The following is a 17929-nucleotide window of genomic DNA, read 5'->3' as shown; positions in this document are numbered from 1 at the left end:
TCCACGCTGACCGCTGGTCCTCCGACCGGTACCGCTGTTCAGACGATTTTCGGTTTTCCGCCCGAGTAGAACAGCTGCACGGAAAACGTGCCCTCGTTCAGTAGCCACTGCCGAACGCGGAATGTACGTGCCCCGCTGATGTGCATCGGATCCGCCTCGGCGAGTGCCGTCGCGGCCTCCAGCGAATCGGCCCGGTAGACGAACATTCCGTCGCCTTTCCATTCCTGCAGATCCTCGCTGGCGAACGGGCCGGCGGCGAACATGATGCCGTCCCGCTCCAGTTTCCGCTGGTACTCCACGTGCGGGTCGAGGGAATCCAGGACTGGCCCGATGCCGTTCACCGGATCGGAGAAGACGACGTAGATCTGCTTCGCGAGCAGGCCGTGTTCTTCCGAGTAGGAGACGATGTCTTTCCAGGGCATGATGCGCTCTGACATGAGAATACTCCGTTGACTAGATGGCGAATATCATCGAGGAATGAGCACACAGTGTCCCATTGCCGGACGAGCCCGCAGCCGGTCGTGACTAGTCCCGGTCGGGCACGGCGAACTGGACGGCGGTCTTGCCGGCCACGTGCGGGCCGAGGATCTCGTGCCTGATCCGGAGATGCTCGGGGTGGTCCAGGTAGCTGCCGACGTACTCGGGTTTCTCCACGAGCGCGGTGACCGCGAATCCGCCGTTCCCCGCATTCAGTCCGAGGTCGCGGCCGAACTCGTAGGAGACCAGTTCCGGGATCAGGCCGGGCAGCTTTCCCAGGGCTTCTTCGACTTCACGGAGGTCGTCCGCGCTGGTGTCTTCCTTGAGCGCGAAGGTCACGACGTGCCGGATCATTACTTCCCCTGTTCCGTGGTCTTGAGGGTCCGCAGCACTTGCGCCATGTCCAGACCGCCGTCGCCGGCGGCACACGCTTCCTCGAGTACCTTGGCCGTCGTCAGAGTTCCGGGGAGGCGGCAGCCGTGGCTGTCGGCCAGTTGGAGCGCGAGCCGCACATCCTTGGCGATGAGTGCGACCGGTGCCGCCACCGGAGTCCGGTCAGGTTCAAGGAACGCAGCACGTTTCTGCCCGACGAAGGGCGCGTTCGCCGCGCCCCGCTCGAGCGCGTCGTACAGGATCGCCGGGGCTATCCCGGCCGCTTCGCCCAGCAGCAGGGCCTCGGCGACGGCCTGGTTCAAGGCCGCGATGACGAGATTGACCGCCAGCTTCACGGCGGATCCCGAACCCACCGGTCCGGCATGCAGCTGTGCGGCCGTCATCGTGGCGAGGACGGGCTGGATCCGCTCGTAGACGTCGGCGTCGGCCCCGACCATGGTCACGATCGAGCGTGCGCTCGCCGCGGCCACGCTCCCGGACACCGGGGCATCGGCGAGCCGGACGTCCCTCTTGGCCGCCTCCGCGGACAGTTCCCGCACCAACTCGGGCCCGACCGTCCCCATCAGCACGTGACAGTGCCCGGGACGGGCCGCCGTGAGCAGGCCGTCGTCGCCCAGCAGGAACTCGACCGCGGAGTCACCGTCGGGCAGCATGCTCAGCGTGATCGGCAGCCGGGCCAGGTCGCGCACCGATCCGGCCGGCCGCACCCCCTCTTCCCGCAGGCTGGCCAGGACTCCGGCGTTGCGCTCGTAGACCGTCACGTCATGTCCGGCGGCCGCGAGATTGACCAGCATCGGACGGCCCATCCGTCCGGCACCGACGAACCCGATCTCCATCTTCACTCCCTGGTGAATGTGGTGAATGTGATCGACGGGGAGTTCCCCGACCCCCCGGGGGGTGTCTCGCAACGGGTCAAGCGTGACATCGCCAGGATCGAATAGCAAGCATAATTTCGAAATTACCTGCCATCGTCGAGTCTCGACGAGGAGACTGCAAGGATTTTCGACATTGAAGGCCAAGCTCGAAGATGGTTGACTGGACGCCATGGCTCCCGAACGACCAGTCACGCGGGTCGAGCGCACCTACGATGCGCTGCGCACCGACATCCTCGCCGGACGGCACGAACCCGGGGCGAAGCTGCCGTTCGCGGATCTCTCCCCGCGGTACGACGCGAGCGTCGGCGTCCTTCGCGAAGCCTTGTCGAGACTCGCCGCCGAGGGCCTCGTCGAATCGGTGCCACAGCTGGGCTTCCGCGTGCGCTCGCTGTCGGTGGAGGACCTGCGCCACCTCACCGACGCGCGCTGCGCCATCGAGACGCTGGTGTTGCGCGAGGCGCTCGCGAACGGTGGCGTGGCTTGGGAGTCACAGGTGCTCGCCGCCCATCACCAACTGCAGCACACCCCGCAGATGTCCGAGGGCGACCCGGCGCGACTTTCGGACGAATGGGCCCGGGCACACGCCGCGTACCACGACGCGTTGCTGATGGGCTGCCCGAACCCCAGACTGCTCGCGATCGCCCGGTCCTTGCGTGACTCCGCCGAGCTGTACCGGCGCTGGTCGGTGCCCTTTGATCCGACACACCGGGACATCGCGAGCGAGCACCGGACGATCCTCGAGGCCGTCCTGGCGCACGACGAGGAGGCGGCGGTCGCGGCGCTCACCCGCCACATCCGGTACACCACCGACGTGCTGCTGCGGCATGTCGAAGGCGGCGCGGTCGACGCGGCGCGCGGCTGAGCTCACCCGATCCGCCGCCGGCGCAACACGATCGCCGGCCCGGCGTCTCCGTACCTTCCCCGACGGTCGTGATCGTCGGGGACATCCAGCCCTCTGGCCGTGTACGGCAGCAGGCCGCGCGGCTCCCAGGTCGAACCCACGGCGCACCGTGCCGTCCGCCGTGGGTGAATGACGGTCGGTAAATGTCGAAAATCTCTGGACTTATCGAACCAGCCGCCTGATACTGAAGATCCGGCGCCACGAGGCAGTCACCTCGCGCGCGGTCCCGCACACCGTGGTCCTCGCGGCCGGTTTGTGTCGAAGGAGACTGATCGTGCGTTTTGCCAATGTGTCCGGACGAGCGGCCCTGCTGATCGGGGACGGCGCGGTGGACGTGGAAAAAGCGTCGGACGGCCGTTTCGGGGCGGACCCGCAGGCCGTCTATGAGGTGTGGGACGAGTTCCGCACCTGGGCCGCGGGAGTCGCTGCCGAGGAGGCCATCCCGTTTGACGCCGGGTCACTGGAGGCCCCGGCGCCCACCCCCGCGCAGGTGTTCGCGATCGGGCTGAACTACTCCGACCACGCCGCCGAATCCGACTTCGAGGTGCCCAGCCAGTTCCCGCCCGTCTTCACGAAGTTCCGGACCTCCCTCGCCGGGGCCCGCACCACCGTGGAACTGCCTCCCGGCGGAAAGGTCGACTGGGAGGTGGAACTGGTCGCCGTGCTGGGCCGCCGCGCGCATCGGGTGAGCGCGGACGAGGCGTGGTCCTGTGTGGCCGGTCTGGCGGTCGGGCAGGACATCTCCGAACGGGTCAGTCAGCTCGCCGGCCCCGCACCGCAGTTCAGCCTCGGCAAGTCGTTCCCTGGATTCGCGCCGTTCGGCCCGTGGCTGGTGACGGTCGACGAGTTCGACGACCCGGACGACATCGAGATCGGCTGCTCGGTGGACGGCGAGGTGCTGCAGCACGGCCGTACCAGCGACCTGCTGTTCTCGGTCCCCCGGCTCATCGAAGGACTGTCCAGGGTGACCCCGCTCCTGCCCGGCGACGTCATCTTCACCGGCACTCCGTCCGGCGTCGGCCTCGGCCGCGAGCCACAACGTTTCCTGCAGCCCGGTGACGAGCTCGTGAGCTTCGCGCGGGGTATCGGCGAGTTGCGCCAGCGCTTCGTCCAAGCCTGAGGGGCCAATCCGGAAGGAGACCAAGCTCATGAGTCTGCACCGTCTCGCCTCCGTGGTGATCGGGGTACCGAACGTCGCGGAAACCGCCCACTACTACGAGGAATTCGGGCTGAGCCCAGCGGAGACCAGCGACGGCAGCGCTGCGTTCAGCACTCTCGACGGCGGGGAGCAACTGCGCCTGGTGCCGGCGCCGAGCCGCCGCCTGGTGGCGCTGACCATCCACGCGGACGACCACGAGGATCTCGGCCGGATCACCTCCCGGCTCGCCGCACTCGGGATCCGGGCAGAGCAGTACCCGGCCGGGATCGGTGTCGTCGAGCCGGTGACGGGCACGCGTGCGTTCGTGCGTATCGCACCGCGGCTGATACAACCCGCGGTGCGGGCGACGGCTTACAACGGTCCGGGCCGGGTCGAGCGGGCGGGCAGCCGGGCGCCCGGCGTGCTGCGCGAGACGGCTGTGCGGCCGCGCAAGCTCGGGCACGTCGTCCTCGGCACGCCCGATGTCGAGGCGACCGAGCGTTTCTTCCTTGAGGGCCTCGGATTCAGGCTCTCCGACCGGATCGCGGGCGAAGGCGCTTTCCTGCGGTGCTCGACCGACCACCACAACGTCCTCGTCCTCCGGGCGCCGATCCCCTACCTGCACCACACCTCGTGGCAGGTGGACGATGTCGACGAGGTCGGCCGCGGCGCGATGGCCATGCTGGAGGACCATCCGGAAAGGCATGTGTGGGGTTTGGGACGGCACCACGCGGGCTCCAACTTCTTCTGGTACCTCATGGATCCGGCGGGCAACTTCAGCGAGTACTACTCGGACATGGACTGCATAGTCGAGGACCAGCTGTGGACGCCGGAAACCCTGGAAGGCGCCAAGGGTCTGTTCAGCTGGGGTCCCCCACCCCCGCCGTCGTTCATCAAGCCCGAGGACCTCGCCGCCCTGATGACGGGTGCCCATTCCGCTCCCTGAGGGATTTTTCGTCACGATCGCGGCCCTGATCGGTGATCACGGCGTGAGCCATGGCCGCAATCCAGAACGACGCAAGCCCTGGACAGGATTCACCCCCGCTGATCAACGAGTCGGGGCGGGGCGCCCACCACCATCTTCGACACCAGGAGTACCCATGTCAGGCCCGCGGTTCGGGGTGTTCCTCAGCCCCCATGTCGAAGGACTACCCCAGCTCACCGAGAAGGCGCAGGCCGCGGAGTCGACCGGCTTCGACTATGTGTCCATTCAGGACCACCCGTATGTGCCCCACTACGTGGACACCTTCACCCTCATCGCGCACCTGGCGACCACGACCAGCCGGATCCGGCTCATGACCAACGTCGCCAACCTGCCACTGCGGCCCGCGCCCATGCTGGCCAAGACCAGCGCCAGCATCGACCTGCTCAGCGGTGGCCGCTTCGAACTCGGACTCGGCGGCGGCCGGGCATGGGACCAGATCGCCGGACTCGGCGGCCCCCGCTGGAGCCCCGGTGAAACCGTCGCCGCGACCAGCGAAGCCATCGACACGATCCGGGCGTTGTGGACCGCGGACCGCGTTCTGAACGTCTCCGACGGCCACTACCCGCTCATCGACGCGGCCAGCGGCCCGCCCCCGGCCCACCGGATCGGAATCTGGCTCGGCGCCGCTGGCCCCCGCATGCTCAACCTGCTCGGAGCCAAGGCCGACGGTTGGATAGCTCCCCTGGCGACGGCCTTCGACACCAAGCCAGCCGCGCAAGACCGCATCGACGCCGCCGCCCGTGCCGCCGGTCGACAGCCGACCGACATCCACCGCGTGATCCAACTCGTCGGCCTCATCGACGGCGCGACCGCCTCCCGGCCACGTACCGGTCGCGGCAACACCCCGATCCACGCCAACGCCGAGAGCTGGGCCCAGATCATCACCGAGTTCGTCACCGACGAACGCTTCGACACCATCAATTTCGTCCCCCAGAGCGAATCCGTCGATCAGGTGCGACACTTTGGCGACGACGTCATCCCGCGTGTCCGTGCGGCACTCCAGGATCGGCAACGTGACCGCCCCGGAGCACCCCCTCGGTGAGGGCGTACGGCTGATCAACCTGTGATCCGAGTCCTTATTGGTGCTCGGCGGACTGGGGCTTCGGCTTCGGCTCCGCGTGCAGCATCCAGGGGGCGAGGGCGGGCTCCGGAGTCCGGCCGGATTGGCCAGCGCTTCCAGCGCGTGGCGGTGCAGCTGTTCGGGCAGCGGGGTGCCCGGCGGCGTCAGCTCACGCCGCCGCTGCTGCCACTGCTGCGACATGGCCTGGTAGAGGCCCTCTTTGCCGTCGAAGTAGTACGAGATCAGTTGCTGGTTGACGCCCGCCCTGGCCGCGATCGCGCTGATCCGCGCGCCCGCGTAGCCGCGTGCGCCGAATTCGGCCGACGCCGCGTCCAGGATCAGAGACGGGCCAGGCGTGGGACGTGCAGGCGGGCCTGGTGGTTGAACAACGCCACCGGCCCCTCCGCGTGTGTCTACGCCCGCCCGTACAGGAAAGTCCGGGACTTCCGGCCCCAACGCGAACCCCAGGCGCGAATGATCGCCCCGGCGTTTCCCGATCAGCCACCGGTCCTCGTCATCCAGGAAGGCCTGCTCATCCGTCAGCAACTCCACCGGCATGGAGGCGAACCGCTGCTACTCAACCCCGAAAAAGGGCCGACGCAGCAGTACAGGCAGGACTGCCGCCCCTCAAGCCGGTCGTCACGACCAGCCACGTGACCATTCACCAACGGGCCTGATGCCCTGCCGCCCTACGCCGGTCAGGAGACGTCGCGGACAGTGTTGCGAAGCGTCCCGAGTTTGCTGACTTCGACTTCGACGACGTCACCGTCGACGATGAATCCCGGCGGCTCCATGAAGAGCCCGACACCGCCCGGCGTGCCGGTGACGATGACGTCGCCGGGCGCAAGCGGGGTGAACGTGGTGACGTACTCGATGATCGAGGGAATGTCGTTGATCAGATCGGCGACCTTGCCGCGCTGGCGTACCTCACCGTTGACCCGGGTCGTGAGTTCGAGTTCGGTGACATCGCCGACCTCGTCGGCTGTTACCAGACAAGGACCGAAGCCCCCGGTCCCCGGCCAGGTTTTGCCGGGCAGCCACTGACTGGCGGCACGCTGCCAATCGCGCACCGAGAAGTCGTTGTACACGGCATAGCCGGCGACGTGGTCGTAGGCCTCGGCCTTGGAGACCTGATGCGCGGGCTTGGAGATGACCAGAGCCACCTCGCCCTCGTAGTCGAACTGCGTGGAGTGCACCGGCTTGAGGGCGTCCTCGCCATGGCCCATCTGGCTGTCGGCGAAGCGGGCGAACACGACCGGGGCCTGGGGAGCCGCCTTGCCGATCTCGTCCTGGTGGCTGCGGTAGTTCACCCCGATGCAGATGATCTTGCCGGGCTCCGGGATGACCGGAGCGAGCCGTACATCGTCGAGCGCCACCGCGCGATCGGTGTAGTGGGCCAAGGAATCGAGGGCGCCGGCGGCGATGGCTTCGGCAAGCGAGGGTGCTGCTGGGGTCGCGTCATAGATGGTCTCGGCGTCGAGACGCCCCCAGGCAATGCTGTGGTCGGCGCGGTAGTAACTGACGAACTTGCTCATCGGGTTCCTGTTCCGTGGTGGGCTCGAGTGCGGGATTTCGGAGTATGGATCAGTCCGGTCGGCAGCGGTCATCGATGAAGGCGCGGAGGCGCTCGACGACGCGTTGCTCGCCGGCGGAGTCGAATACCGCCGCGACGTAGCGGTCGGGACGTACCGCGACGAAGACCGGAAGGGGGCCGGTGCCGGAGGTGAGCACCGCGGTGGTCTCGGTGACGATGCCGTCGGTCGGCTCGCCGCCCGGTGCGCGGACGCACAGCCGGTTCGCGCCGATCGCGTCCCAGTACGCGTCGACCGCCGCGTCGGGCGAACCTCCGATCTGCAGCAGCGTCCACCCGCGCCCGAGGTGGGCGTCGAGTCCACGCTCGGCACCGGTGGCGTCGCGTACGACCGGCTGGCTCAGGGCGCGGCCGACCGTCACGGTGTCGAGGGTGACGCCGTGGGACGCAATGGCGACTCCGGTGGAGTAGTCGGGTGGTGCGATGAAGCGCATGTTGGCGAGGAATTCGCGTACCCGGGGGATCAGGCTGACCGTGCGGACGACGGTGTCGCGTAAGCGCGTGACGACCGGGTGGGTCGCCATGACGACCCCGCCGATGCGGCGCGAAACCCTCACCATCGCGGCTCCGTGGGTGCGGCGCTCGACCTCGTACGAATCCAGCAGCCGCTCGGTCGCGCCGCCGCTGATCGCCTCGATCAGCTTCCAGGTGAGGTTGGTCGCGTCGCGGATACCGGCGTTCAGGCCCTGGCCCGCGAACGGCGGCATCAGGTGTGCGGCGTCACCGACCAGGAACGTACGCCCCGCACGGTACGTCCGCGCGACACGCTGGTGCGCGATGTACACGGCCGCGCGGCGCACGTCATCCGGTGCCAGCTCGGCCCGGAAGCGCGGCACGACCAGTTCGCGGATCCGCTCCGGCGTCGTCATCTCCTCGGGGTCCTCGTCGTCGAAGAGCATGAACTCGATCCGCAGGCGTCCCTTGACGCCGGGCACGAGCACGTACGGCCGCTCCCCGTCGCCGTGGAATTCGGCGAACGGGCCCCGCGCGTGCGGCTCGTTGTGCAGATCGACGACGATCCACCGCTGCGGTTGGGTGGTGCCGGCCAGATCGATCCCGACCGCCCGGCGGGTGAAGCTGCGCCCGCCGTCGGCGCCGATCAGCCAGTCGGAGGTCAGGGTCCGTGTCTTCTCTCCGACGGTCACGGTCACGCCGGCCCCGTCGCTGTCCTGCGTGATCGCCGTTGCCTCGGCGCCGCGCAGGAATTCGAGTCCCTCGTGCGCGACCGCTCGCTCCCACAGCAGCCGCTCCAGGATCGGCTGGTCGAACTGGGTCTTGGCGGGATGCCCCAGCCGGGACGCGACCGGCCTCGCCTCGAGCAGGAGGCGGTCCCCGAGCCCGAAGTAGCGACTACCCGTGTCGAGCAGGGACTCGGCCTTGAGCGCGTCGGCCACACCGAGCTGCTCGAGGGTGCGGAACGACTCGTCCTGGAGGCTGATCGCGCGAGGCAGGTCTCCCGGTTCGGTCTCCTTCTCCACGAGCGTCGTACGCACACCCGCATCGGCGAGCAGGAGGGCGGCGACGAGCCCGATCGGACCGGCACCCACCACGAGCACGTCACGGCGCGCTGTCACGGTGTCGCCTCAGGTCGTGGGCGGAACGTGAAGTCGGTGTCGAAGTCGGCGCCCCGTGTCAGCGTCCAGTACTCGAGATGGCTGTACGGCCATACCTGCGAGACCCGGCCCCGGGAGTTCTTGTACCAGGTGCGTACCTGTGACTGCCCCCATGCGCACTCGGCATTGCCCTGGTCGATCCACGCGAGGAAGCGGTCCAGGGGCTCCTGCTTGACTTCGAGCGAGGCCGCCCCGCGCCGCAGCAGCTGGTGGATCGCCTCGGTGGTGAACTCGACCCCGCATTCGATCATGAAGTGGAACTGGCCGTGCACGACGTAGTTCGTGTTGGGCCCCTGGATGAGGAAGAGGTTCGGGAAGCCGGGCACGGCGATACCGGCCCAGGCCGTCGCATCACCGTTCCACTGCTCCTTGAGTGTCTGCCCGGACGGCCCGGTGACCACGATCGGGTCGAGGTAGTCGGACGCCTTGAACCCGGTCGCGTAGATCACGGCGTCGACCGGGTGCTGCTCGCCGTCGGCGGTGACGATGCCGTCCGACGTGAACCGTTCGATCGGGGAGGTGACGAGATCGGCGTGCTCCTGGTGCAGTGCGTGCGTCCACACGCCGTTGTCGCGGAGCATGCGCTTGCCGCCGGGGGGATACGCGGGCACGACGACAGAAAGCATGTCGGGACGGTCTGCCCACTGCTCGCGCATGATCGCGGTGAGTGCCTCACGCACCCGCAGGTTGGTTGCCGATACCGAGTCGGTGCGGTTCCACTCCGGATCGACCTTGACGGTGTGCAGCCGTCCCGTGCGGGCACCCCAGAACGCCTGGAATCGGAACCACTGCCCGTAGTGCGGGACGTGGTCGCTGAGCCAGGCCAGGGCCGGCGGTACCGGGTCGTGGTAGTTCGGGGCGGGAACCGTCCACGGTCCGGACCGCTGGAAGACATCGAGGTGGGCGACTCGGTCGATGATGCCCGGGACGATCTGGTAGGCGCTGGCGCCGGTGCCGACCACCGCGACGCGCTTCCCGGTCAGGTCCACGTTGTGGTCCCACCGCGCGGAGTGCATCTGTACGCCGCCGAAGTCGTCCTGTCCGGGGATCTCCGGGATGTTCGGCTTCTCCAGCTGCCCGGTCGCGGCGACGACGGCGTGGAACCGCCGGTACTGCTCGGCGCCGTCGCGCCGTACGACGACCTCCCAGGTGCCCGATGCTTCGTCCCAGGTCATCGAGATGACCTCGGTGTTGAACTCGATGTGCTCACGCAGCTTGGCGCGATCGACGATCTCGACGGCGTACGCCTCGATCTCCGCGCCCTCGGCGTAGGCGTTGGGCCAGTCAGCCCGCTGGGCGAAGGAGAAGCTGTAGCCGAAGGTCGGGGTGTCGAGACGTACGCCGGGGTAGGTGTTGGCCCACCAGGTGCCGCCGACCTCGGGGTGCTTCTCGAACGCGACGAACCGTACGCCCGCCTGCTTGAGCCGGTACATGGCTGCGATGCCGCTCATCCCGGTGCCGATCACCGCGACTTCGAAGTCGCGGCCGGGCGCGACCTCGTCGATGTGCCAAGTCGGTGCTCCCGGACGCTGTGTGACCAGGTCGAGCTCGTGCATCATCAGTGCCGCATCCTCGGCACTCGCCCCGCCCGTAAGGAAGTCGACAAGGGTGCGTGCTTCCTCGGGCTCCAGCAGGCGCGGCGAGATGAGCCCCTCATCGCGGACGCGCTTGAGCGCGGGCAGCGCGAGCTCGCGCGCTTGAGCCTGCGCGGCCTCGCTCATGCCGCCGTGCGCAGGCGGGGTCGTGTCGACGGGAGGAAGCGGGGGGCGCAGCTCCGCCGGGATCAGCGTGTGATCTCCGGTCAGGGCCGCCAGCGCCGTGAGCAGCGACGGCAGGTCGGCCTCTGCGACGATGCGTTCGAGGAAGGCGTCGTCCTCTGTGATGGGCGTGTACTCGTCGCGCCAGTACACGTCGTCGATCTCGGCGACCTCGCTCGGGTCGGGCATCAGCGCTCCATCGTGTTCGGGGTTCGCTCGGGGACAGGGCGGGATCACGCGATGCAGGCGGCCTCGAAGACCTTGCCGAGTACGTCGTCGAGTTCCTGGGCGAGGCACTCGGCGGCGATCACGTGGTCGGGACGGACGATGACCGCGCCGACCGGGCGTGCGTCGAACCACGCCTGCAGGCTCGACACCCCACCGAGGTCGCCGACGACCGTGACGCCGGTCGCGGCGTGCTTGCGCGCCCACGGCAGCTGTGTCTTCGGCACGACCTGCACGAGGTGGGCGCCGAGGCGCTCGAGCACGGCGAGCCGCTCCGCCGGCAGGAAGGCCGTCGGGTCGTTGTTCCAGGTGATCACCCGCCAGCCCTGCCCGGTGGCCTCGTCGAGCAGCATCTCCACGCCGTCCGCGTCGGTGGCCCGCGGCTGCGGGAAGATCGAGCCGGCGAGACGCGGCACGTCACGAGCCGGCAGCGTCTTGAACGTCGGCAGCGGGGTGTGCACCACGACGCCCTGTTCGAATTTCGGCTGGGGCTTGAACGCCTGCCGCTTCTGGGCCTCCCGCTCCTCGGGGGTGCGGTTGGCGGCGATCCGGTCGCGCTCGGCGGCCTTCTCGGGATCGTGGTCGGTCATCTCCTTCGCCATTCCGAGGGAGACGGCCACCATCTGCGTGACGTGGCCCCGCCGTTCGGTCTCGTAGGTGTCCAGCAGAGCGTCGGTCGAGAGGCCCTTGAGGACGGCGGCCAGCTTCCAGCCGAGGTTGAAGGCGTCACGGATCCCCGAGTTCCAGCCCTGGCCGCCGACGACCGGCATGACATGGGCGGCGTCACCGGCGAGGAAGATCCGCCCGTGGCGGAACCGCCCGGCGATACGGGCGTGGTGCCGGTACACGCGGCGGCGGATGATGTCGAGCTTGGACGGGTCCGGCACGTGCGGTGCGAGCAGCCCGAAGATGTAGGCGTCGTCGTCGACGAGGTCGGCGGGCTCGTCCTCGAAGAGTGTGAACTCCCAGCGTCGGATGCCGTGCGGCAGCGCGATGGAGGCGTAGCTGCGGGCCGGGTCCCCGCCGAAGACGGCATGGGGCGTGCCGATCGGGTCGTTGGCGACGTCGATCACGATGCCGTCGGTCGGCCGGGTCTCGCCCTCGAACGAGATGCCGAGGCGCTTGCGGGTGGGTGAAGCCCCGCCCTCGGCGGCGACCACGTACCGGGCGCGGACGGTCCCGCCGCCCGCGAGGGTGGCCACCACGCCGTCCGCGTCTTCGACGAGATCGGTGACCTCGGCGCCGAACCGTACGGCGGCGTTCGGGAAGCGATCCAGGCCGGCGAGCAGCACCTGGTCGACCAGCGGCTGCACGAATCCGTTGCGGCGCGGCCAGCCGAACTCGCGCGTCGTCGGGTTCACTTCGGACAGGATCATCCGTTCCCCGTTGACCATGTAGATCTTCTGGTCGGGGATGGTGTGCGGGAGCACCTCGTCGACGAGCCCGGCGGTCTGCATCGCGCGCAGCGCCTCGTCGTCGACGCCCACGGCCCGTGGGTAGTCGATCAGCTCCTCGCCCTGCTCGACGAGGAGGACTTCGACGCCCTGCTGCCCCAACAGGTTCGCGAGGGTGAGGCCGACGGGCCCCGCACCGATCACGAGGACATCGGCGGTGGTCTTGCTCATGCGGTGCTCCCAGAAGATCGCGCCGAGTCCAGCGCGGCGATGGTGTCGGCGAACGCGCGGTTCAGCAGGACGAGGTCGATGCCGAGGGCCACGTAGTCGACCAGGCTGGCGGCGAACAGGCCGGCCGCGTACGCCGGCTGCCCCGAGTAGATGCCCAGGGTGACGCCGTGTGCGGTCGTCACCTCGCGCAGGTGCGCGATCGCCTCCCGCACGGGGCCGTCCGCCCAGTCGCCCCGCCCGGGCAGTCCGTAGGAGACGGCCAGGTCGGCCGGTCCGATGTAGATGGAGTCCAGTCCCGGGGTCGAGATGATCTCCTCGGCACGGTCCACGCCGGTCTTCGTCTCGATCTGGGCGATGGCGGATACGGCGCGGTTGCCGGCCTCGGTGTACGAGGCGCCCTGGTAAAGCGCGGGTCTGGACGGGCCAAGGCTGCGGTTGCCGACCGGGGGGTAGTGGACCGCGGCGACCAGCGCCTCGGCCTCGGCCCGGGATTCGATCGCGGGCGCGATGATGCCGCGGGCCCCGCTGTCGAGCAGCCGCAGGACCGGCGCGGGATCCACCGAACCCACCCGCGCGTATGAGTACGCGCTCTGACGCGGCAGCGAGCGCAGGATCCCGCAGGCCGCCTCCAGGCCCAGCTCGCCGTGCTGGAGGTCGAGCACCACCCCGTCGTAGCCGGCTGCCGCCGCCCACTCCGGCATCGAGAACGACGGCACCGACTGGTGGTACAGAACGGGGTTGCCGCCGCCGAGAGCTGCCTGCTTCACTGCGCCGGCCCCTCTCGCCCGGCCAGCCGCGCGGCGTGCGCGGCGGCCGCCTTGCCGCCGAAGACCGGCACGATCTCGCGGCGGGCGAACCGCCACTGCCCGTCGACCCTGCGGTACCGCTCGCGGAACTCGCCGACCGAGGCGGGCTGCGTCTGCGGCTCGTTGGTGTCGCGGAAGGTCAGGTACTGCACCGTGCCGTCGACCTCCTCGCCGTCCCACACGAGGCGGATCCCGCCGATGAAGTGCCGGCTGACGATGTCGGTCTGCTTGGCGCGCTGGGCACCCCAGGCCTTCATGGCCTCGCGGTCCATGTCACCCAGTGGGCCGACCGAGACGCCGTCCTCGGTGTACAGCTCCCAGGTGGTGTCCGCCTGGTTGTGGTCGAGGCGGTACAGCATCTCCGCGATCAGCTGCTCGATCTCGACGCGGGCCGCCGCGTCGACGGGGCGGTAGTCGCTCATGTTCAGCCTTTCGAATCCGCGGTCGCGACCACGCGACCGAGTCCGGTGATGGTGGCGACGCACTCGACGTCCGCGGGCCACGGCTCGATGTAGCCGATGGACCCGGACAGCAGCACCTCGCCGGCCCGCAGCGGTTCGCCGGTGCGGATCGCGGTCTCGGCCAGCCAGATCACCGCGTTGACCGGGTCCCCCAGCACATTGCCGCCGACGCCCCGGGTGATCTCCGTGGCGCCGCCGGTGATGACCATCTCCACCTTGGTGAGGTCGACCTCGCCGTACGGGTGCTGCTCCTCGCCGACCACGATGCCGCTGCAGCCGGCGTTGTCCGCGATGGTGTCGACGATCTGCCCGACCGAACCGCCGTAGCGGAAGTCGACCACCTCGAACGCCGGCGTCACGTAGTCGATCGCGGCCTCGACGCCCTCGCGGGAGGCCTCGAGGATGTCGCTCTTCAGCACGAAGGCGACCTCTGCCTCGATCAGCAGCCGGTTGTACCGCGACAGCGGCAGATGCGAGCCCGAGGGGTGCACCATGTCGTCGTGGATGATCCCGTAGTCGGGCTCATCGATACCCACGCGCTGCTGGACGAGGGGGTTGGTCAGGCCGACCTTGCGGCCCACCCGCTTCACCCCCAGCTCGCGCTCGCGGAGGGCGGCGAACTCGGCGGAGATCGCGTACGCCGCATCGAGATCACGCTCGGGGAGCCGGGGGCTCACGTACGGCACGGTGTACACGCCGCGCTTCGCCTCGAACAGCTCGCGCGCGATCCGGTTGATGGTCTCCTTGGCGACACTCACCGGCGGTCCTTTCCGGACGCGTGCTTCTTCAGGAAGGCGACCGCCGCGGCGTTGAACTCCGCCGCGCCCTCCCACTGCGGCCAGTGCGCGGCCCCGCGGACCAGCAGGTACTCGCCGTCCGGCAGCAGTCCGCACAGCCGCTCGCCCTCGGCCTCGTCGCCGGTCGGCTCGTTGTCGGTCCACACCATCAGGGCTGGGACCGGCACCGCGGCGAAGTCTTCGTCCGTGACCCGGTTGCGCCACCGCCGCTCCGGCTCCCGCAGCGCGGACACGTTCGCCATGCTGAACCCGTCCCGGGCGTAGATCGCCTGGCGGATGCGTACCAGCTCGTCGGTGATGTTCTCCGGGTCGTGGATCACGACCTGCAAGCGCTTCTTCACGTTGTCGAAGGTCGGCTCGCTCACCGCCAGGGTGCTCACCGACTGCGTCTTGTCCAGCCGCGGTTCGGCGATCATCCGCCCGCCCGGCGCGGAAAGGATCACCGTGTGCAGCCGCTCGGGGTGCTTCGGCGCGAACTTCAGTGCGAGCCACCCGCCCAGCGACTCGCCGGCGAGGTGCACGCGCTCCAGCTCCAGTGCGTCGAGCAGCGCGAGCAGGTGCTCCTCGTAGTCGCGGATCTCCAGCGGATGATCGGCCAGCGAGGTGTAGCCGTGGCCAGGGTAGTCGTAGCCGACCACCCGGAAGCCCGCCTCGACGAAGGCGCGGATGTTCTGCGTCCACGCCTCGATGTGGCCGCTGGTGCCGTTGGCGAGTACGACCGTCTGCGCCCCGGGGCCCGCTCCGGCGCAGTCGAGGACCCGGGTGCGGTAGCCGCCCGCGTCCACGTACCGCAGCGTGTGCTCCAGGTCCGCGATCTCCTCCCAGAAGGTCGCGAGGTGTGTCTTTCCGCCGCGGTTCATGCGGTCACCGCCGCCTGGATCGCGAAGCCGGCGCCCCACTTCTCGACCGCCCAGTAGTGGTCGACGGCCAGGCGGTACGGGCCCGCCGTGGACAGTGCCGCGTAGGCGGCGATCCAGCTGCGCATCTCGTGCGCGGCCGAGCCGCCCTCCGCCAGGAACCAGCCGTTCTCCCAGTCGTCGACCGGATTGAGGTCGCCGGAGCGGAGCACGTCGAGGACGAGCGTGTCCCATTCCTCGTTCAGCGGGTCGCTCGGGGCCTTGCCGTCGGCGATCGCCTGGATGCCCCGGACGATCATCTGCTCGCGCTCGTGCCGTTCCTCGGGGGAGGGCGCATACCTGACCAAGCGCTCGTGCACGGTGTCGGGGGCACCCTCCCAGCGAGGGATCGGCGGGCTGTGGGAGATGCCGCCCGAGGCGAGGAACAGCACCTTCTTGTCCATCGCCTGGGCGGCCCGGCCGAACGCCTCCCCCATGAGGCGCACCCGCCGCATGGGGGAAAGCGGCAGGCCGATCGCATTCACGAACACCGGCACGATCGGCTGCGTGAAACCCTTGCCGAACACGAAGTCGAGCGGCTGCACCACGCCGTGATCGACCTTCATCCGCTCGCTGCGGCCGATGTCGATGCCTTCACCCAGTACGGCCGTGTGGAAGGCCCGGGCGGCGCCGCCGTCGACGGGGAGCGGCCCCGCGGTGGTGCCGTAGTCACCGACCCCTTCGGCGACCGCACCGATCACCCACGGTGTGATCAGCGAGTAGAGCTGGCCGTTGAAGTGGTCGGGCCCGAACACCACGACCAGGTCGGGGCCGTACTCGGCGACGAACCCCCTGACCTCGTCGATGGCGGCATTGATCTCGGCGAACGTCTCCCCGCCCGGGTCGACGTTGCCGAAGGACGGTGCATGGGAGAGCGCTGCGACGGCCAGCGGCATGGCTTGTTTCCCTTCGAAAGTGGTGGACGGCTGCTACGCGGACGTACCGGCGAGCTGGGCATCCGGTACAGGAGAGCGGCGCAGGCCCAGGTGCAGGCCCACGACGCAGAGGCCGGCGACGAGCATGGGCAAAGCGAAGACGGTGAAGGCCTGCCCCATCCCCATGCCCGCGTCGAAGGCCGCCCCGCCGAGGATCGGCGCCGCGATGCCGCCGAACCGGCCGACGCCGATGACGACACCGAAACCGGTCGAGCGGGCCAGCGTCGGGTACAGCGTGGGGACGATCGCGTAGAAGGCGGCGGTGCCCGCGCAGACGAAGAACGAGGCCAGGAACAGGGTCCACCAGGCGGTCGGCATTCCCGGGCCGGCGATGCCGAACAGCGACAGGGCGGCGGTGGCCAGGAACAAGAAGACCGGGGCGAGGAAGCGGACGTTGAGCTTGCTGCCGAGGAAGCCGAAGAGCACGTTGCCGAGGATGCCGCCGATGCTGAAGGCGGTGACGAGCTGCGAGGCGAGTGCCGGTTTGTGGTTGGCGGACGCGACAGCGCTCGGCGCCCAGGTCGTCATGAAGTAGAAGCTGAGCATGTACGCGACGTACCCGACGACCATCAGCAGCGTGTAGAAGCCGGTCCGGCCGGTGAACACGGTGCGCAGCGAGCCCTTCGCCTTGACGCCCGTCGAGTCGGACTCCGGGAGCGCTTCGAGTGCGGGGCGGCGCATCTTCGTCAGGAGCGCGTTGAGCCGCTGCAGGGAGTCCGTGTGACGGCCCTCGGAGAGCCAGGCGAGCGATTCGGGGAGGAAGGCGAACGTGGCGACCGCGGCGATCGCGCTCAGCGCGAATCCGACCCACCAGCCGAACTGCCAGCCGTGTGCGCCGAGCATCGGGCCTACGATCATGGAGCCGAGCAGCCCGCCGATGTTGATCGCGGCGGCGTAGATGGCCATCACCAGCGAGTACACGCGCTTGCCCGTGTACTCGGCGAGGATGACGCCGACCGCGGCCACCAGGGCGCCGACGCCGATGCCGGTGATGATGCGGCTCACGACGAGGGGCCCGGTCCCGGTCGCCCGCGTCGCGAACGGGCCGATGAGCATGCCGATCGCAATCGTCACGGTGGAGATGACGCCCAATTTGCGCCTGCCGATGCGATCGGCGAGCGGCGCGACGATGATCGAGCCCACGAGCATGCCGATCAGGGCGCCGGACATGACGAGTCCGAGTTCGGCCTTGGAGATCCCGAAGCCCTTCTCGACGTACGGGGCGGCGAACGACGAGAGCGAAACGTCGTAGCCGTCGAGTACGACCAGGGCGATCGCGACGCTGACGGCGCGGATCTGTAGGCCGCTCATCTTCTCTTGAGTGATCTGGTCATTGATCCTCATGAAGGTCTCTCTATCTCGGATCGAGCGGACATGCGCCATTGCAGTGGCCC

The 17929-nt window shown here is 69.1% G+C and carries 17 protein-coding genes and 1 pseudogene; 4 read left to right on the top strand and 14 right to left on the bottom strand.

Features of this window, described 5'->3' with window-relative positions; all coding sequences use genetic code 11:
• Positions 1 to 38 precede the first annotated feature (38 nt).
• From ORV05_RS08405 to ORV05_RS08395, 3 genes are all read right to left on the bottom strand, one after another.
• The gene (locus ORV05_RS08405; RefSeq protein WP_268757875.1) at positions 39 to 437 is read right to left on the bottom strand and encodes a YciI family protein; all 399 of its coding nucleotides are present in this window, start codon (positions 435 to 437) and stop codon (positions 39 to 41) included.
• Between the two features lie 88 nt (positions 438 to 525).
• Positions 526 to 831: a Dabb family protein gene (locus ORV05_RS08400; protein WP_268757874.1), complete on the bottom strand. Its 306-nt coding sequence runs from the start codon at positions 829 to 831 to the stop codon at positions 526 to 528.
• Positions 831 to 1706 (bottom strand): NAD(P)-dependent oxidoreductase, encoded by an 876-nt coding sequence (locus tag ORV05_RS08395; protein WP_268757873.1) that lies wholly within the window; start codon positions 1704 to 1706, stop codon positions 831 to 833. Before ORV05_RS08395 ends, ORV05_RS08400 begins: the two co-directional genes overlap by 1 nt.
• A gap of 208 nt (positions 1707 to 1914) precedes the next feature.
• On the opposite strand from ORV05_RS08395, the gene ORV05_RS08390 reads away from it, so the two are divergent.
• The 4 genes from ORV05_RS08390 (at position 1915) to ORV05_RS08375 (ending at position 5811) form a co-directional block, all read left to right on the top strand.
• Positions 1915 to 2607, top strand: a complete 693-nt coding sequence (locus ORV05_RS08390) for a GntR family transcriptional regulator (RefSeq protein ID WP_268757872.1) — start codon at positions 1915 to 1917, stop codon at positions 2605 to 2607.
• A gap of 313 nt (positions 2608 to 2920) precedes the next feature.
• Entirely contained in the window at positions 2921 to 3766 is an 846-nt protein-coding gene (locus tag ORV05_RS08385; protein ID WP_268757871.1) for a fumarylacetoacetate hydrolase family protein, read from the top strand.
• Between the two features lie 28 nt (positions 3767 to 3794).
• A complete protein-coding gene (locus tag ORV05_RS08380) occupies positions 3795 to 4730 on the top strand; it encodes a VOC family protein (protein WP_268757870.1) in 936 nt (311 codons plus the stop codon).
• A gap of 154 nt (positions 4731 to 4884) precedes the next feature.
• Positions 4885 to 5811, top strand: a complete 927-nt coding sequence (locus ORV05_RS08375; protein ID WP_268757869.1) for an LLM class flavin-dependent oxidoreductase — start codon at positions 4885 to 4887, stop codon at positions 5809 to 5811.
• A 213-nt stretch (positions 5812 to 6024) separates the two neighbouring features.
• Here the strand turns inward: ORV05_RS08375 and ORV05_RS08370 are convergent.
• From ORV05_RS08370 to ORV05_RS08320, 11 genes and pseudogenes are all read right to left on the bottom strand, one after another.
• Positions 6025 to 6171: pseudogene (locus tag ORV05_RS08370) on the bottom strand (TetR family transcriptional regulator); the annotation flags it as partial.
• Between the two features lie 356 nt (positions 6172 to 6527).
• Positions 6528 to 7364 carry a fumarylacetoacetate hydrolase family protein gene (locus tag ORV05_RS08365; protein ID WP_268757868.1) on the bottom strand — a complete coding sequence of 279 codons (837 nt, stop codon included), beginning with the start codon at positions 7362 to 7364 and terminating at the stop codon, positions 6528 to 6530.
• A gap of 49 nt (positions 7365 to 7413) precedes the next feature.
• Positions 7414 to 8994 carry an FAD-dependent monooxygenase gene (locus tag ORV05_RS08360; protein WP_268757867.1) on the bottom strand — a complete coding sequence of 527 codons (1581 nt, stop codon included), beginning with the start codon at positions 8992 to 8994 and terminating at the stop codon, positions 7414 to 7416.
• A complete protein-coding gene (locus ORV05_RS08355) occupies positions 8991 to 10979 on the bottom strand; it encodes a flavin-containing monooxygenase (RefSeq protein WP_268757866.1) in 1989 nt (662 codons plus the stop codon). The genes ORV05_RS08360 and ORV05_RS08355 overlap by 4 nt, the downstream gene beginning before the upstream one ends.
• A gap of 44 nt (positions 10980 to 11023) precedes the next feature.
• Positions 11024 to 12640 carry a bifunctional 3-(3-hydroxy-phenyl)propionate/3-hydroxycinnamic acid hydroxylase MhpA gene (mhpA, locus tag ORV05_RS08350; protein ID WP_268757865.1) on the bottom strand — a complete coding sequence of 539 codons (1617 nt, stop codon included), beginning with the start codon at positions 12638 to 12640 and terminating at the stop codon, positions 11024 to 11026.
• Positions 12637 to 13407 carry an HpcH/HpaI aldolase family protein gene (locus ORV05_RS08345; protein WP_268757864.1) on the bottom strand — a complete coding sequence of 257 codons (771 nt, stop codon included), beginning with the start codon at positions 13405 to 13407 and terminating at the stop codon, positions 12637 to 12639. Before ORV05_RS08345 ends, mhpA begins: the two co-directional genes overlap by 4 nt.
• On the bottom strand, positions 13404 to 13868 hold the full coding sequence (locus tag ORV05_RS08340; RefSeq protein WP_268757863.1) for a nuclear transport factor 2 family protein: 465 nt from the start codon (positions 13866 to 13868) through the stop codon (positions 13404 to 13406). The genes ORV05_RS08345 and ORV05_RS08340 overlap by 4 nt, the downstream gene beginning before the upstream one ends.
• 2 nt (positions 13869 to 13870) lie before the next feature.
• A complete protein-coding gene (locus tag ORV05_RS08335) occupies positions 13871 to 14665 on the bottom strand; it encodes a 2-keto-4-pentenoate hydratase (RefSeq protein WP_268757862.1) in 795 nt (264 codons plus the stop codon).
• Positions 14662 to 15564: an alpha/beta fold hydrolase gene (locus tag ORV05_RS08330; protein WP_268757861.1), complete on the bottom strand. Its 903-nt coding sequence runs from the start codon at positions 15562 to 15564 to the stop codon at positions 14662 to 14664. The genes ORV05_RS08335 and ORV05_RS08330 overlap by 4 nt, the downstream gene beginning before the upstream one ends.
• On the bottom strand, positions 15561 to 16496 hold the full coding sequence (locus ORV05_RS08325) for a 3-carboxyethylcatechol 2,3-dioxygenase (protein WP_268757860.1): 936 nt from the start codon (positions 16494 to 16496) through the stop codon (positions 15561 to 15563). Before ORV05_RS08325 ends, ORV05_RS08330 begins: the two co-directional genes overlap by 4 nt.
• A gap of 33 nt (positions 16497 to 16529) precedes the next feature.
• On the bottom strand, positions 16530 to 17879 hold the full coding sequence (locus tag ORV05_RS08320) for an MFS transporter (protein ID WP_268757859.1): 1350 nt from the start codon (positions 17877 to 17879) through the stop codon (positions 16530 to 16532).
• Between the last annotated feature and the right edge of the window lie 50 nt (positions 17880 to 17929).

The organism is Amycolatopsis cynarae (genome assembly GCF_026802195.1).
GTDB classification, from domain to species: Bacteria; Actinomycetota; Actinomycetes; order Mycobacteriales; family Pseudonocardiaceae; genus Amycolatopsis_E; species Amycolatopsis_E rhizosphaerae.
This window is presented reverse-complemented; position numbering and strand designations above follow the sequence as displayed.

Coding starts and splice junctions, on each gene's coding strand:
- ORV05_RS08405 (WP_268757875.1), bottom strand. CDS start 437: ATGTCAGAGCGCATCATGCCCTGGAAAGACATCGTCTCCTACTCGGAA.
- ORV05_RS08400 (WP_268757874.1), bottom strand. CDS start 831: ATGATCCGGCACGTCGTGACCTTCGCGCTCAAGGAAGACACCAGCGCG.
- ORV05_RS08395 (WP_268757873.1), bottom strand. CDS start 1,706: ATGGAGATCGGGTTCGTCGGTGCCGGACGGATGGGCCGTCCGATGCTG.
- ORV05_RS08390 (WP_268757872.1), top strand. CDS start 1,915: ATGGCTCCCGAACGACCAGTCACGCGGGTCGAGCGCACCTACGATGCG.
- ORV05_RS08380 (WP_268757870.1), top strand. CDS start 3,795: ATGAGTCTGCACCGTCTCGCCTCCGTGGTGATCGGGGTACCGAACGTC.
- ORV05_RS08375 (WP_268757869.1), top strand. CDS start 4,885: ATGTCAGGCCCGCGGTTCGGGGTGTTCCTCAGCCCCCATGTCGAAGGA.
- ORV05_RS08365 (WP_268757868.1), bottom strand. CDS start 7,364: ATGAGCAAGTTCGTCAGTTACTACCGCGCCGACCACAGCATTGCCTGG.
- ORV05_RS08355 (WP_268757866.1), bottom strand. CDS start 10,979: ATGCCCGACCCGAGCGAGGTCGCCGAGATCGACGACGTGTACTGGCGC.
- mhpA (WP_268757865.1), bottom strand. CDS start 12,640: ATGAGCAAGACCACCGCCGATGTCCTCGTGATCGGTGCGGGGCCCGTC.
- ORV05_RS08340 (WP_268757863.1), bottom strand. CDS start 13,868: ATGAGCGACTACCGCCCCGTCGACGCGGCGGCCCGCGTCGAGATCGAG.
- ORV05_RS08330 (WP_268757861.1), bottom strand. CDS start 15,564: ATGAACCGCGGCGGAAAGACACACCTCGCGACCTTCTGGGAGGAGATC.
- ORV05_RS08325 (WP_268757860.1), bottom strand. CDS start 16,496: ATGCCGCTGGCCGTCGCAGCGCTCTCCCATGCACCGTCCTTCGGCAAC.
- ORV05_RS08320 (WP_268757859.1), bottom strand. CDS start 17,879: ATGAGGATCAATGACCAGATCACTCAAGAGAAGATGAGCGGCCTACAG.